This window comes from Streptomyces sp. NBC_01003 (assembly GCF_045162695.1).
GTDB lineage: Bacteria > Actinomycetota > Actinomycetes > Streptomycetales > Streptomycetaceae > Streptomyces.
Genome location: NZ_CP108707.1, coordinates 4,323,071 through 4,337,115, shown reverse-complemented (window position 1 = coordinate 4,337,115; position 14,045 = coordinate 4,323,071). Strand labels below are relative to the sequence as shown.

General features: G+C 69.9%; 14 protein-coding genes. 8 read left to right on the top strand and 6 right to left on the bottom strand.

Going from position 1 to position 14,045, the window contains the following annotated elements:
* The first annotated feature begins 161 nt into the window (after window positions 1–161).
* The 5 genes from OG698_RS19730 to OG698_RS19710 all read left to right on the top strand — a co-directional run bounded on the left by OG698_RS19730 (window position 162) and on the right by OG698_RS19710 (window position 8,129).
* Complete coding sequence (locus OG698_RS19730) at window positions 162–1,430, top strand: Ig-like domain-containing protein (protein WP_406104406.1); 1,269 nt, start codon at window positions 162–164, stop codon at window positions 1,428–1,430.
* Between the two features lie 138 nt (window positions 1,431–1,568).
* A complete protein-coding gene (locus OG698_RS19725; protein ID WP_406104404.1) occupies window positions 1,569–3,029 on the top strand; it encodes an ABC transporter permease in 1,461 nt (486 codons plus the stop codon).
* A 50-nt stretch (window positions 3,030–3,079) separates the two neighbouring features.
* The gene (locus tag OG698_RS19720) at window positions 3,080–3,766 is read left to right on the top strand and encodes an ABC transporter ATP-binding protein (protein ID WP_356289540.1); all 687 of its coding nucleotides are present in this window, start codon (window positions 3,080–3,082) and stop codon (window positions 3,764–3,766) included.
* Between the two features lie 152 nt (window positions 3,767–3,918).
* Complete coding sequence (locus OG698_RS19715; protein WP_406104402.1) at window positions 3,919–7,221, top strand: S8 family peptidase; 3,303 nt, start codon at window positions 3,919–3,921, stop codon at window positions 7,219–7,221.
* Between the two features lie 137 nt (window positions 7,222–7,358).
* Window positions 7,359–8,129 carry a group II truncated hemoglobin gene (locus tag OG698_RS19710; RefSeq protein WP_406104400.1) on the top strand — a complete coding sequence of 257 codons (771 nt, stop codon included), beginning with the start codon at window positions 7,359–7,361 and terminating at the stop codon, window positions 8,127–8,129.
* Window positions 8,130–8,135: 6 nt separating this feature from the next.
* Here the strand turns inward: OG698_RS19710 and OG698_RS19705 are convergent, their stop codons facing one another.
* Entirely contained in the window at window positions 8,136–9,053 is a 918-nt protein-coding gene (locus OG698_RS19705; protein WP_406104398.1) for a helix-turn-helix domain-containing protein, read from the bottom strand.
* Between the two features lie 148 nt (window positions 9,054–9,201).
* On the opposite strand from OG698_RS19705, the gene OG698_RS19700 reads away from it, so the two are divergent.
* The 3 genes from OG698_RS19700 (at window position 9,202) to OG698_RS19690 (ending at window position 11,176) form a co-directional block, all read left to right on the top strand.
* Complete coding sequence (locus tag OG698_RS19700; protein WP_406111158.1) at window positions 9,202–10,242, top strand: NAD(P)-dependent alcohol dehydrogenase; 1,041 nt, start codon at window positions 9,202–9,204, stop codon at window positions 10,240–10,242.
* Between the two features lie 112 nt (window positions 10,243–10,354).
* The gene (locus tag OG698_RS19695) at window positions 10,355–10,708 is read left to right on the top strand and encodes a DUF1330 domain-containing protein (RefSeq protein ID WP_406104396.1); all 354 of its coding nucleotides are present in this window, start codon (window positions 10,355–10,357) and stop codon (window positions 10,706–10,708) included.
* 72 nt (window positions 10,709–10,780) lie between these two features.
* Window positions 10,781–11,176: a helix-turn-helix domain-containing protein gene (locus tag OG698_RS19690; protein ID WP_399982417.1), complete on the top strand. Its 396-nt coding sequence runs from the start codon at window positions 10,781–10,783 to the stop codon at window positions 11,174–11,176.
* Between the two features lie 38 nt (window positions 11,177–11,214).
* Here OG698_RS19690 and OG698_RS19685 read toward each other — a convergent pair whose 3' ends face one another.
* The 5 genes from OG698_RS19685 to OG698_RS19665 form a co-directional block, all read right to left on the bottom strand.
* Window positions 11,215–11,703, bottom strand: coding sequence for a hypothetical protein (locus tag OG698_RS19685; protein WP_406104394.1), 489 nt, complete (start codon window positions 11,701–11,703; stop codon window positions 11,215–11,217).
* A 25-nt stretch (window positions 11,704–11,728) separates the two neighbouring features.
* The gene (locus OG698_RS19680) at window positions 11,729–12,454 is read right to left on the bottom strand and encodes a hypothetical protein (RefSeq protein ID WP_406104392.1); all 726 of its coding nucleotides are present in this window, start codon (window positions 12,452–12,454) and stop codon (window positions 11,729–11,731) included.
* Window positions 12,454–12,753, bottom strand: a complete 300-nt coding sequence (locus OG698_RS19675) for a DUF6317 family protein (RefSeq protein ID WP_326774349.1) — start codon at window positions 12,751–12,753, stop codon at window positions 12,454–12,456. The genes OG698_RS19680 and OG698_RS19675 overlap by 1 nt, the downstream gene beginning before the upstream one ends.
* Window positions 12,753–13,268 carry an SAV_915 family protein gene (locus tag OG698_RS19670; RefSeq protein ID WP_406104390.1) on the bottom strand — a complete coding sequence of 172 codons (516 nt, stop codon included), beginning with the start codon at window positions 13,266–13,268 and terminating at the stop codon, window positions 12,753–12,755. The genes OG698_RS19675 and OG698_RS19670 overlap by 1 nt, the downstream gene beginning before the upstream one ends.
* A 206-nt stretch (window positions 13,269–13,474) precedes the next feature.
* Window positions 13,475–13,891 carry a hypothetical protein gene (locus OG698_RS19665; RefSeq protein WP_389484947.1) on the bottom strand — a complete coding sequence of 139 codons (417 nt, stop codon included), beginning with the start codon at window positions 13,889–13,891 and terminating at the stop codon, window positions 13,475–13,477.
* Window positions 13,892–14,045 lie beyond the last annotated feature (154 nt).

The following is a 14,045-nucleotide window of genomic DNA, read 5'->3' as shown; positions in this document are numbered from 1 at the left end:
TGCATGCCTGGTCACGCCAGTTCGGACGTGTCGTCCCCCACATCGGGACGGAATTGGAACGGGACGAACCGGTCATGGCGTTACATAGGTTCATGGGATTCCCGCTTGGCGGGGATCGGGGCCCACAGGGCCTTCGGGGTTGTTGGGGGAATTCGGCGACGATGGAGATGCGTGTGATGACGGACAGTAAGCGGCGCAACGGTCTGATGGCCGCGTCCGCTCTGCTCGGAGGAGTGATTGTGCTCTCCGCGTGCAGCGGCGGCGGCAGCGAGGCCCGCGGTGCCGACGGTGGCGGCACGAAGTCACAGGCCGCCGTCGACGAGGCCGCTGCCAAGAAGACGTCGGAGGCGCTGATCAAGATCGCGCCGAAGAACGGCTCCGACAACGCCAGCATCAACAACGCCGCGGCCGTCACCGTGAGCAAGGGTTCGCTCACGAACGTGAAGATGACGACCGCCGAGGGCGCGGCCGTCCAGGGGCAGATATCCGCTGACAAGAAGAGCTGGAAGCCCGCGGGCCAGCTCCAGCGCGCCACTGTCTACAAGATCGCCGCCGAGGCCAAGGACTCCAGCGGCCGCGCGGCCCACGAGAACTCCACGTTCACGACGGTCTCGCAGGCCAACAGCTTCATCGGCAACTTCACGCCCGAGGACGGCTCCACCGTCGGCGTCGGTATGCCGGTCTCGATCAACTTCGACAAGGCGATCACGAACAAGGCCGATGTCCAGAAGGGCATCACCGTCTCCTCCAGCAGCGGCCAGGAGGTCGTCGGCCACTGGTTCGGCAACCAGCGCCTCGACCTGCGCCCCCAGGACTACTGGACCGGCGGCTCCACGGTCACGCTGAAGCTGAACCTCGACGGCGTCGAGGGTGCGAACGGCGTCTACGGCGTGCAGCAGAAGACGGTCACCTTCAAGGTCGGCCGCAACCAGGTCTCGACCGTCGACGCGGAGACCAAGACCATGACGGTCACGCGGGACGGCAAGGTCGTGAAGACCATCCCGATCTCGGCCGGTTCGCCGGAGAACAAGACGTACCAGGGCCAGATGGTGATCTCCGAGAAGTTCAAGGAGACCCGCATGGACGGCTCGACGGTCGGCTTCAAGGACGACGACGGCAAGGGCGAGTACGACATCAAGGACGTGCCGCACGCGATGCGTCTGTCGAACTCCGGCACGTTCATCCACGGCAACTACTGGGGCGCCAAGTCGATCTTCGGCGGCGCCAACACGAGCCACGGCTGCGTCGGCCTGTCCGACGCCAAGGGTGCCAATGACCCGAACACCCCCGGTGCCTGGTTCTACGACAACTCCATGGTCGGTGACGTCGTCGTCGTGAAGAACACGGGCGACAAGACCATCCAGCCCGACAACGGCCTCAACGGCTGGAACCTGGACTGGGCGCAGTGGACGGCCGGTTCGGCCGTCTGACGAGCCTCCGTCCGACAACCCTCGCAGAAGGCCCGCACCCCGGCGACGGGGTGCGGGCCTTCTGCCTTGCCGCGAGTTCTCATCGGTCTCTTATCCCGGGCTTATCCGAACATCACGGTGTGTCCCTAGCTTCACGGCATGTTCTTCACCTACCTGAGGCGCGAACTGCGCCGCCGCAGAAAGGCGGCCCTCGTCGTCGCCTCCGGGCTCGCGCTCGGCATCGCGCTGGTCATCGTGGTCAACTCCGTGTCCTCCGGCATGAACCAGGCCCAGGACAAGGTCCTCCAGTCCCTGTACGGCCTCGGCACCGACATGACCGTCACCAAGGCAGCCGAGGCGCCCAAGAGCGGGGAGACCGGGCGGCCGCGATTCGAGTTCGGCGCCAAGGACGACGGCGAGGAGCAGAGCAGCGACCGCGTCATGGTGCAGGGCTTCCAGACCCTGGCCTCGTCGACGGTCACCAAGGTCGCCGGGCAGAAGGGCGTCGCCGACTCGGTGGGCGGCCTCAGCCTCCAGGTGATGAAGGTCAGCGGCGAGTTCAAGCGCGGCGAGTTCAAGCAGGACCAGAGCGGCGGCGCCACCCGCCAGGGCGGTCCGGGCGGCGGCTCCGGCGGCGAGCCGCAGGGCCGGGTCGAGGGCGGCGGCGCCTCCTTCGACGTCAACTCCTACAGCGTGTACGGCACCGACGTGACCAAGCAGGGCCTCGGCCCCCTCACCTCCTCCAAGGTCACCAAGGGCCGTACGTTCAAGACGTCCGAGACCGACGCCAAGGTCGCCGTGGCCGACACCTCGTACGCCAAGGAGAAGAAGCTCGCCCTCGGCGGGACCGTCAAGATCAAGGGTGTCAAGTACAAGCTCATCGGCATCGCGACGCCCGACAGCGGTGACGCGGCCGCCAATCTGTACGTGCCGCTGAAGCAGGCGCAGACCCTCGCCGGCGCCAAGGACAAGATCACCACGGTCTATGTGAAGGCGACCGACTCGCAGCAGATCGCCGCGGTCAAGGCCACCATCCAGAAGAACATCTCCGGTACGACGGTGACCACTTCGGCCGATCTCGCCGACACCGTCTCCGGCTCCCTCTCCACCGCCTCCGACCTCGCGGCGAACGTCGGCAAGTGGCTCTCCATCGCCGTGCTCATCGCCGCGTTCCTGGTCGCGGGGCTGCTCACCTCGTCGGCGGTCTCCCGCCGCGTACGGGAGTTCGGCACGCTCAAGGCGCTCGGCTGGAAGTCCGGACGGGTCACCCGCCAGGTCGTCGGCGAGGCCGTCGTCAACGGGCTCGTCGGTGGCGTGCTCGGCATAGCCGTCGGTCTCGCGGGCGCCTACGCCGTCACCGCGATCAGCCCCACCCTCACCGCCGAACTCGGCTCGGGCACGGGCGGCGGCGCCAGGGGCGGCGGCCTGGCCATGGGCGGCCCCGGCATGCGCCAGGCGGCCGGCAAGACCCTCGACATCGCCCTCAGCGCGCCCGTCAGCGCCACCACCATCACGCTCGCCGTCGGCCTCGCCGTCGCCGGAGGCCTGATCGCCGGCGCCTTCGGCGGCTGGCGCGCCTCCCGCCTTCGCCCGGCCGACGCCCTGCGCCGCGTCGAGTAGCCGCACCGCGCGGCCTCCCGAACACCTCTACGTACCGCAGGAGTTGCACCATGTATCAGCTGAGAGGCGTCACCAAGCAGTACCGGCGCGGCAAGGACACCGTCGACGCGCTCGCCGGGGTGGACCTGACCATCGGCGACGGCGACCGGCTCGTCATCCAGGGCCCCACCGGCGGCGGCAAGTCCACCCTCCTCCAGATGCTCGGCGGGCTCGACCGGCCGACCGCCGGCAGCATCGAGCTCGACGGCGTCGACCTGGCGAAGCTCCCGGAGGCGCGGCTCACCAAGTTCCGCGCCGAGTCCATCGGGTTCGTCTTCCAGAGCTTCAACCTGATCCCGACGCTGAACGCCCAGGAGAACGTCGAGACGGCCCTCGTGCCGCTCGGCCTCAAGGCCGCCGACCGCCGCGAACGCGCCGCGCAGGCCCTGAACTCGGTCGGCCTCGGCGAACGGCTCGGCCATCTGCCCGGGGAGATGTCCGGCGGCCAGCAGCAGCGCGTCGCCATCGCCCGCGCCCTCGTCAAGAACCCCAAGGTGCTGCTCGCCGACGAGCCCACCGGCAACCTCGACGAGTCCATGCGCGACGAGATCATGGACGTGCTCGAGACCATGTGGAAGGAGCACGGGCTGACCTTCATCATGGTCACCCACGACTCGTCGATCGCCCGCAGGGCGCCCCGGCTCGCGACCATCCGCAAGGGCCGGATCACCATCACGGAAAACTCAAAAGCTGTCTGATTTCGATCGCTTCGGTGCACAACCGGTGTCCCCCCTGCATCATCTCTCTGCAGGGGGGTCCGCTTGGGCCTCCCACCGGTGAACTACCGTCACCAGGGGGAAAGTTGCACAGACAGGCACGAATAACCTCGAAGAGACTGAGCGCCACGACTGTGGCCGCCGCGGCGGCCGTCGTCCTCACCGCGGGTCTGACCGCCCCGGCCGTGGCCGCCGCCCCCGCGGCGCAGTCCGGCGAGACGGCGAAGGCCTCGCCCGACCAGCACATCACGCTCATCACCGGCGACCGCGTCACCCTCGACGCGAAGGGGAAGCCGGTCGGCTACCAGCACGCCAAGGGCCGTGAGCACGTCCCCGCGCAGACGCGCACCGTCGCCGGCCACACCCTCGTGGTGCCGGCCGACGCACAGCGGCTGGTCGCGAGCGGCAAGCTCGACCAGCGGCTCTTCGACGTCACCGAGCTCTCCAAGTCGGCCAACCGCAAGGCGCAGAAGCACGGCCTCAAGGTGATCGTCGGCTACAAGGGCACCGCGACCGCCGCCCGCGCCGACGTGCGCGACGCCGGTGACACGACGGTCCGCAGGACCCTCAAGTCCCTGAACGCGGACGCCGTCACCACGCCCAAGCAGGACGCCACCCGCCTCTGGGACGCCGTCACGACCTCCCGGGGCTCCACCGCCTCCGGCATCAGCCGCATCTGGCTCGACGGCGTGCGCAAGGCCAGCCTGGACAAGTCGGTCCCGCAGATCGGGGCCCCCAAGGCGTGGGCGGCCGGCTACGACGGCAAGGGCGTCAAGATCGCCGTCCTGGACACGGGCGTCGACGCGACCCACCCCGACCTCAAGGGCCAGGTCGTCGGCGAGAAGAACTTCTCCACCTCCGCCGACGCCGTGGACCGCTACGGCCACGGCACGCACGTCGCGTCCATCGCCGCCGGTACCGGAGCCAAGTCGGGTGGCAAGTTCAAGGGCGTAGCCCCTGGCGCCAAGCTGCTCAACGGCAAGGTCCTCAGCGACGACGGCTTCGGCGACGACTCCGGCATCCTCGCCGGCATGGAGTGGGCCGCCGACCAGGGTGCCGACGTCGTCAACCTCAGCCTCGGCGGCGGTGACACTCCCGAGATCGACCCGCTCGAGGCCGAGGTCAACAAGCTGTCCGCCGAGAAGGGCATCCTGTTCGCCATCGCCGCGGGCAACGAGGGCGAGTTCGGCGACTCGACCGTCGGCTCCCCGGGCAGCGCGGACGCGGCTCTGACCGTCGGCGCGGTCGACGGCAACGACAAGCTGGCCGAGTTCTCCAGCCGCGGCCCGCGCATCGGCGACGGCGCCGTCAAGCCGGACGTCACCGCCCCCGGCGTCGACATCACGGCCGCCGCCGCCCCGGGCAGCGTCATCGACAGGGAAGTCGGCGAGAACCCCGCGGGCTACCTCACGATCTCCGGTACGTCGATGGCGACGCCGCACGTCGCGGGCGCCGCCGCGATCCTCAAGCAGGAGCACCCGGACTGGAAGTCCGCCCAGCTCAAGGGCGTCCTGACCGGCTCCACCAAGGGCGGCAAGTACACGCCCTTCGAGCAGGGTTCGGGCCGCATCCAGGTCGACAAGGCCATCGAGCAGACCGTGTTTGCCGAGCCCGTCTCGGTGAGCTTCGGCGTCGCGCAGTGGCCGCACACCGACGATGCCGCGATCACCAAGAAGGTGACGTACAGGAACACCGGTGACAAGGACGTCACCCTCGACCTGACGGCCACCGGCACCAACCCGAAGGGCCAGGCCGCCCCGGCCGGCTTCTTCAAGCTCGGCGCGACGAAGGTGACCGTCCCCGCGGGCGGCACCGCCTCCGTGGACCTGACCGCGAACACGAAGCTCGGCGGCACGGTCGACGGCGCGTACTCCGCGTACGTCGTGGCGACGGGCGGCGGCCAGTCCGTGCGCACCGCGGCCGCCGTGCAGCGCGAGGTCGAGTCGTACGACGTGACGCTCAAGCACATCGGGCGCGACGGCAAGGACGCCCAGGGCTACGAGACGTCCCTGGCCGGCATCGGCACGGACGCGTTCTTCGTCCCCTACGACCCGGCCTCGGGCACCGTCAAGGTCCGTGTTCCCAAGGGCAGTTACATCCTGAACGAGTACCTGGCGGCCGACCCCGAGGACTTCTCCAAGGGCGCGGACTGGCTGGTGCAGCCGAAGCTGGACGTCACCAAGAACACGACGGTCACGCTCGACGCCCGCACCACCAAGCCCGTGTCCGTGACCGTCCCCGACGCCGCCGCCGAGGGCGTCCTCGCCGCGCCGGAGTTCACGGTCGACACCGCCGACTCCTCGTCCAGCTACGGCTGGCTCCTGGACTCGTACACCAACTTCCGCACCGCCGGCATCGGCCCGGAGCCGACCGGCATCAAGCTCCAGCAGCAGTGGACCGGCGTGTGGATGAAGGGCGCCGACACCGAGTACGACACCGTCTCCGGCGGCGCCGTCAAGAAGCTCGCCACCGGCTACACCAAGCACTACACGGCGGGCGACCTGGCCACGGTGAAGGTCGGCCTCGGCGGAGCGGCCAAGGACAAGACCGGCTCCATCCGCGCGAACGGCATGCTGCCCGACAGTTCCGGCGGCTGGTCCGTGGCCGTCGACCAGAAGCTCCCCGGCACCCGCACCCTGCACCTGTCCACCGGCGACAAGGTGAAGTGGGGCCTGGAGTTCTCGCAGAACGGCCCCGAGGACAGCGACGGCTTCCCGACCCAGGAGGCCTCCTACACGCTCGGCACCCCCCAGTCGTTCCAGGGCGGCAAGGCGTACGAGAAGACGTTCAACACCGGCGTCTTCGGCCCCCGCATCGGCGGTGACTACGGCGTCTACCGCGACGGCAACGAGATCTACGGCAACCTGCCGATGTACGCCGACGGCAAGACCCACGCCGGCTACTCGCAGTACCTCTCGGTGAAGACCACGCTCTACAAGGGCAGCACCAAGGTCGGCGAGAACGACGACCCGCTGGTCGGCGAGAAGCCCTTCAAGGTCACCTCCGGCGACGCCGAGTACAAGCTGTCGACGTCCATCAAGCGCAGCGTCAAGGTCGCCGCGGCCTCCACCCGCGTCGACGCCAGCTGGACGTTCCGCTCGAAGAAGCCGGCCTCCTCCGCCGAGGCGGCCAGGCTGCCGCTGTCCACGGCCCGCTTCAACGCGGCCGTCGGCCTCGACAGCACCGCCCCCGCCGACAAGACCCAGTCGGTCCCCGTCACCGTCCAGGGCGCGGCCGCGGGCAGCAACCTCAAGTCGCTGGCCGTGTACGTGTCCTACGACTACGGCCAGACGTGGAAGAAGCTGGACGTCAAGAACGGCAAGGTCACCGTGAAGAACCCGGCCAAGGGCAAGGCCGTCTCCTTCCACGCCAAGATCGCCGACAAGAAGGGCAACAAGTCGACGATCTCGGTCTACAACGCGTACTACGGCAAGTAGCCGCGGTCGTGTGGCGTAGGCGCGCTACGCCCGCCGGCGTAGTGACGGGCATGGCCCGTTACGCCAAGCGCTGACAGCCCAGGTGGCCCGTCCCGACCTCATGGCCGGGGCGGGCCACCCGTGTTTTGCTTACTGCCATGACGACGCAGACTGTCGAGTACATCCGCTACCGGATCCCCGAGGACCGGTCCGCAGAGTTCCTCGCGGCGTACACGCGCGCCGCCGTCCAGCTCGCCGCAGCGCCCCAGTGCGTCGACTACGAACTGGCGCGCTGCGAAGAGGACTTCGAGCACTTCATCCTGCGCATCACCTGGACCTCGACCGAGGACCACATCGAGGGCTTCCGAAAGTCCGAGCTCTTCCAGGACTTCCTCGCCGAGATCAGGCCGTACGTCGGGGACATCGACGAGATGCGCCACTACAAGCCCACATCGGTGCGCGGCACCGGCGCGTCCGTCCCGAGCCTGTACGACTGGGCCGGCGGCGCCGACGCCTTCGCGCGGCTCACCGACGTCTTTTACGCCAAGGTCCTCAAGGACGACCTCCTCGGCCCCCTGTTCGCGGACCTCCCGCCCGAGCACGCCGGGCACGTCGCCCTGTGGATCGGCGAGGTCTTCGGAGGCCCCGCCGCCTACTCCGAACAGCAGGGCGGCCACAGCCACATGGTCGCCAAGCACGTCGGCAAACACATCACGGAGCCGCAGCGCCGCCGCTGGGTCAACCTGATGCAGGACGCGGCGGACGAGGCGGGCCTGCCGGCCGACGCCGAGTTCCGCTCCGCGTTCAGCGCCTACATCGAGTGGGGCACCCGGCTCGCCGTGTACTTCTCGGGCCCCGACGCGGTCCGGCCCGCCGAGCAGCCCGTACCGCTGTGGAACTGGGGGGCGGCGCCGCCCTACCAGCCGTAGCGCCGCTCAGTCCTTGGCCTGCCCCTGGCCCGCCCGTACCGCGTCCGTGCCCCAGCTCGCGAGGAGGCGCAGCGCCTCGGCCGACGGGGAGCCCGGTTCCGCGTGGTACATGACCAGGAACTGCTCCTCGTCGTCCGGCAGGTGCAGCGTCTCGTACATCAGCGACATGTCACCGACGAGCGGATGCCGCATCCGCTTCACGCCGTGGCTCTTCTCCCTGACGTCGTGCGTCGCCCACAGCCGCCTGAACTCCTCGCTCTTGACGGAGAGCTCACCGACCAGGGCCGACAGCTCCGGGTCGTCGGGGTGGCAGCCCGCGTACAGGCGCAGGTAGCTGACCATGTCGGACGCCTTGGAGTCCCACTCCAGGAACAGGTCGCGGTAGGCGGGGTTGAGGAAGACGAGCCGCGCCCAGTTCCGCTCGGGCGGCGGCAGCTCGCTCCAGTCACCGAAGAGCGCCGCTGCCATCCGGTTCCACGCGAGGATCTCCGAGCGCGGACCGCCGATGTACGCCGGGACGCCGTCCAGCGTGTTCAGGAGCTGACTCAGGGCGACCCGCACCTGCTGGGGCCTGCTGGACCGCTTCGACTTCTTGTGCTGCTTCGGCTTCGCGAGATGCGTCAGATGCGCGTGCTCGGCGTCCGTGAGGCGCAGGGCGCGCGCGATCGCGTCGAGCACCTCCGCCGACACGTTCCGCCCGTTCCCCTGCTCCAGGCGCGTGTAGTACGCCACCGACACACCGGCCAGCTGCGCCAGCTCCTCGCGGCGCAGGCCCGGCACGCGCCGGTGCCGCCCGAAGTCCGGCAGCCCCACATCCTGCGGCTTCAGCCGGGCCCGCCGGGTGCGCAGGAACTCGCTCAGCTCGGCACGCCGGTCCAGCGGCTCGCCGGCGGCCGGGGCGGCGCGGGTCCCGTGATCGTCCATGCGTCAAGTATCGCCGGGCCGCCACAGTCGTACGAAGGTGTTCCTGACCCCGCCAGTATTAGGACCAGTGGGCGTACGCAAAGCGGGGCAAGGCCCTGAGCTCGGCGGAGGCCTCCGGCTGGGGCAGGCTGGACGCATGACCGCACAGATCACCACCGTCAGCGCCTACGCCGCACCCTCCGCAAAGGCTCCGCTGGAGCGCACCACCATTCCGCGCCGCCCGGTGGGCGAGTTCGACGTCCTGATCGACATCAAGTTCGCCGGCATCTGCCACTCCGACATCCACCAGGCCCGCGACGGCTGGGGCGAGGGCATCTTCCCGATGGTCCCCGGCCACGAGATCGCCGGCATCGTCACCGAGGTGGGACCCGGCGTCACCAAGTTCGCCGTCGGCGACCGCGTCGGCGTCGGCTGCATGGTCGACTCCTGCCGCGAGTGCGACAACTGCAAGGCGGGCCTGGAGCAGTACTGCGCCAAGGGCAACGTCGGCACGTACAACGCCCTCGACAAGAACGGCGAGCCCACCTACGGCGGCTACTCCACCCACATCGTCGTCGACGAGAACTACACCGTCGGCATCCCCGAGGGCCTCGCCCTCGACGAAGCCGCGCCGCTGCTGTGCGCGGGCATCACCACGTACTCCCCGCTCAAGCACTGGAACGCGGGCCCCGGCAAGAAGGTCGCCGTCCTCGGCATGGGCGGCCTCGGCCACATGGGCGTCAAGATCGCGCACGCGCTCGGCGCCGAGGTGACCGTCCTGTCGCAGTCCCTGCGCAAGCAGGAGGACGGCCTCAAGCTGGGCGCCGACCACTACTACGCGACCAGCGACCCGAAGACCTTCGAGGAGCTGGCCGGCACCTTCGACATCATCCTGTCGACGGTCTCGGCCCCGCTCGACTTCGGCGCGTTCCTCTCGCTCCTGAAGACGGACGGCGCCCTGGTGAACGTGGGCGCCCCCGAGGAGCCCATCTCCATCAACCTGTTCTCCGTGATCGCGGGCCGCAAGTCCCTCTCCGGCTCCGGCATCGGCGGCATCCAGGAGACCCAGGAGATGCTCGACTTCTGCGCCGAGCACGGCCTGGGCGCCGAGATCGAGCTGATCGAGGCGAGCCAGATCAACGAGGCGTACGAGCGCGTGCTCGCGAGCGACGTGCGGTACCGGTTCGTGATCGACACGGCGACGATCTGACCCTCGCCGTTGCCCTTCGCATCACCCGGGGCATTACCTGAGGCGTAATCGACGGTCCGTCCGTCCCCCGGCAGGATCGAGTCATCGAACCGATCCTGCCGGGGAGGACCCCATGACCGCCTACGCCATCGCCGCCCTGCGCAACACCACCGTGCCGAACGAAGAGGTCTTCGACTACATGGAGCGCGTCCAGTCGACCCTCGACCCGTTCGGCGGCCGCTTCCTCGTGCACGGCGGCCGGCTGGAGGACATCGAGGGGTCGTGGCCGGGGGGTGTCGTCGTCATCTCGTTCCCTGACAAGGCCGCGGCGCACGGCTGGTACGACTCCGACGCCTACCAGGAGCTCATCCCGCTGCGGACGCGGAACCTGGAGGGCGAGGTGATCTTCGTGGAGGGGGTTCCGGGGGACTACGACCCGTCGACCATGGCGGCGCGGATGCGGGCGGAGGCGGGGCGGGGCGTATGACGTGGGGGCATCGTTTTCTGCCGCGGGCAGAACGATGCGCCGCACGGTGTGCGCCGCTCCTACGCTGAACCCGTGAGCAGCCACGCGTCGAACCAGGCCCGCGTCATCCCTCTGCGTCCGGCCCTGCGCCCGGTCCCGGCGGAGCCCGCCGGGGTGCCGCCCAAGGAGCCGCTCTGGCGCGACATCGTGGGTGATGTCCTGCGCCGCGAGCGCCTCGCCCAGGAACGCACGCTGAAGGACGTCGCCGACGCGGCCCGGATCTCCCTCCCGTACCTCTCCGAGATCGAGCGCGGCCTCAAGGAGGCGTCGTCCGAGGTCCTGGCGGCCGCGGCCCACGCCCTTGGCCTCGGCCTCGCCGACGTCCTGGCCCTCGGCCGGTCCGAACTGCTCCGCCTCACGACTTTGCCCGCCGGCCACGCCGTCCGCCGGGCCGCCCCGCGCCAGGGCGAGGTACGCCTCGCGGCCTGAGGACGCCGCCTCGGTGCGAGTGGTCCTGGAGTGGCGCCCTACCCCTGCAGCGCCCGCCGCGCGCCGACCTCGGTCGGATACTCGCGGACGGTCAGCACGGCGACGCTCCAGCCCACACAGAACGCGGCGAACGCCGGCATGACGGGAGCGGCGATCACCACGAGGCCACGGCCGAGGACGGCCAGCCCGGTGGAGCGCCCGGCGGAGGCCCGCCGCCTGGCACGGGCCCGCCCGGGACTGGGCGGGTCCAGAAGATCCCTGCGGTGCGCCCGGCGCTGCACGACCCAGCCCCACACGACAGCCACGCAGGCCGCGACGGCCTGCGCCACGTCCCACACGGTGCGCACGCCGGACGGCAGCACCTCACGGAACCCCGAGTAAAGGCTCAGGGAGACGAAACAGAAGAACGCCAGCACGGCCAGCCACAGCACACCGGTCCCGGTACGCCGCATCCAGTACCGCACCCCACGCTCGTACCAGCTGGTCCCGAGCCCGGGCAGCACCGGAATCCGGCCATCGCCCGGCACGGGCGAGGCCCCCGCGGCGGGAACCTCAGAAGATGCTCTTGATGCCACCCCAGACATCCTTCCCAAGTCGCTTGAAGTCGTCCCCGGTCTGGGAGAGGACATGGCCGCTGCCGTGCAGCACACCGCCCACCACGCCGTCCTTGTGGATGTCCTCGCTCCAGTGCTCGTGGAAGGCGTGGTCGATGACGCCGGTCGCGCCGATCACGACTGCGCCGCCGACCCCGGCCACCACGGCCACGGGGACGTCGAAGGGCGCGGCAGCCACCAGGCCGGCGGTGATGGCCGTACCGGCGACGAGGCCGCCGACGTTGGCACCGCCGTCGACGGCCACCGAGTGCTGCCAGGACCAGCCCTTGTCGTGGTCGTCCGACGCCTCCAGCAGACCACACGTGCCCGCGGCGGCGACGTCCAGGACCGGGATCTCCTTGAGGAAGTCCGGGAGCTTCTCCACTCCCTCGCCGACGCGCAGCGCATCCGCGGCGTCTGCCAGCTTCACGTTCAGGGCGCGGTCGTAGGGCAGGGCGGTGCTGCCGTGATCGGCGCGGGCGATGTCCTGCTCCAGCGCCTCGACGTCCGCGACGGCGTCGCGGCTCTCCGCCGCCTCGCCTTTCCAGCCCGCGTCGTCCACCAGCGTGTCCACGGCGCCGCCGAGCGGATGGACGACGCCTTCGAGCGCCTTCTTGGCGTTCCGGTACGTCTCGGCCATCGTGCGCAGCCCGCCGATGTCGCCGCCGACCCAGCTGTCGGTCATCAGCCCTCTCCCGCCATCAGGTCCTCGAACAGGCCGTGTACGTCGATGTCGTGCCGCCGCAGCGAGTCGCGGGCGGCGGTGACCTTGTCGCCGTGGTCGTCGAGCCGGTCGGCGAAGCCGGTGTGCAGGGCGACGATGAGGTCGGCGACCTCCTTGACGGCGTGATCGAGCCCGGCGTCGCCCCCGTCCACCAGAGGCGGGGCGACCTGGGGGTGCAGCTCCCGGTAGTGGCCGGCCTCGCGGTGGAAGGTGCCGGCCATGGAGGTGAGGTCGCTCATGACCACCTTGAGATCGGCCATCAGGGCATCTCCCGGGCGTAGGCGGCCAGGTCGGCCTGCCGCCAGTTGTGGTGCCCTGGGGCCACCTCGGGGTCGAGGCGGACGCGGGCGCCGTGTTCGCGCATGCCCTCGGCCAGCGGGCCGATCGAGGCGGCGATCCACGGCTGGGCCGGGCCGAGCGCGGACACCAGCTTCTCCAGCGTGGTGAACGCGAGGGCCACGTTTCCGTCGGAGGGGTGCGCGAACAGCTCGTAGGCGATGAAGGGCACGCGGGCGGGGCGGCCGTCCGCGTCGGTGATGTCGGCGTAGCGGGGATGGGCCGGTACGTACACGGCCGTGTGGTAGGCGGGAACACCGGGTTTCGGGCCCGTCGCGTCATCGCGTGCGAGCGTCCCCGCGTCGACGCCGCCCACGTAGTCGAGGAGCGGTGAACGCCCGTGCGCCGGATCGGTGTCGGCCCCTGCGGGAGGTTTCGCCTCGGCGTACTCGGTGTGGTCGGCGTAGTCGAGAAGCCGCGAACGTATCGGCACCTCCACCGCTGGCTCCCCTTCGCTGCGGACGCTTTCGTTCCGTCACACTAGCCAGCAAGAGAAAGGGCAAATCCGGCTATGTCACCCGCCGTCGGGGCCGCATGCCGAACGCATACGGCGGTTTGGCCGTGACCTGGCCACCCTTTGACCACCCGATGACCGGGCCGGTGACGGGCACGGTGACGGAGGAGGGAGTTCGGGAGCGGGTCCCGTCATTTGACGATGACGCCAGGGACCAGAGCGGCCAGGCCCGAGATGAAACTGCCCACGCCGGCCAGCGTGACGATCGCCGCCTTGCCGTCCGAGAACAGGCCGGAGCAGAACGCGCGCACCTGTCGGCGCAGGATCAGCATCTTGAGTTTCTGCCACCGGTGCTGGTGGATGTGGCAGCCAAGCAGCAGTCCCGATGCGTTGTTGCGGCAGCCGTCCGCTCGTCCTCGCACGGGTGCGCCGCACGTCACGGGGGCTTGGAAGAAGCACCACACGAGTACGGCAGCGGAGAGCGCGATGACCACCGCCGGACCAGCGGCGGAGTTGATCCACGCGGCGATCAGAAGGGCGCCGGCCAGGACGCCCCACCACTGATCCAGTCCGCCGAGTCGCCCGCTCTTTGCCCCCGAAGTCGCCATGAGGGAAATCGTGGCAACGGAGCGGCGCTGTCATGCGGCCCAGGAGAACCTTGACCGAAAGTGATCACCTATCGGCTGACAGGTGCTGTCAGCCCTCAGCCCTCGCCACGCCGATCGGGCACGAGACGCCCGTGCCGGCGAGCCTGTGCTGCCA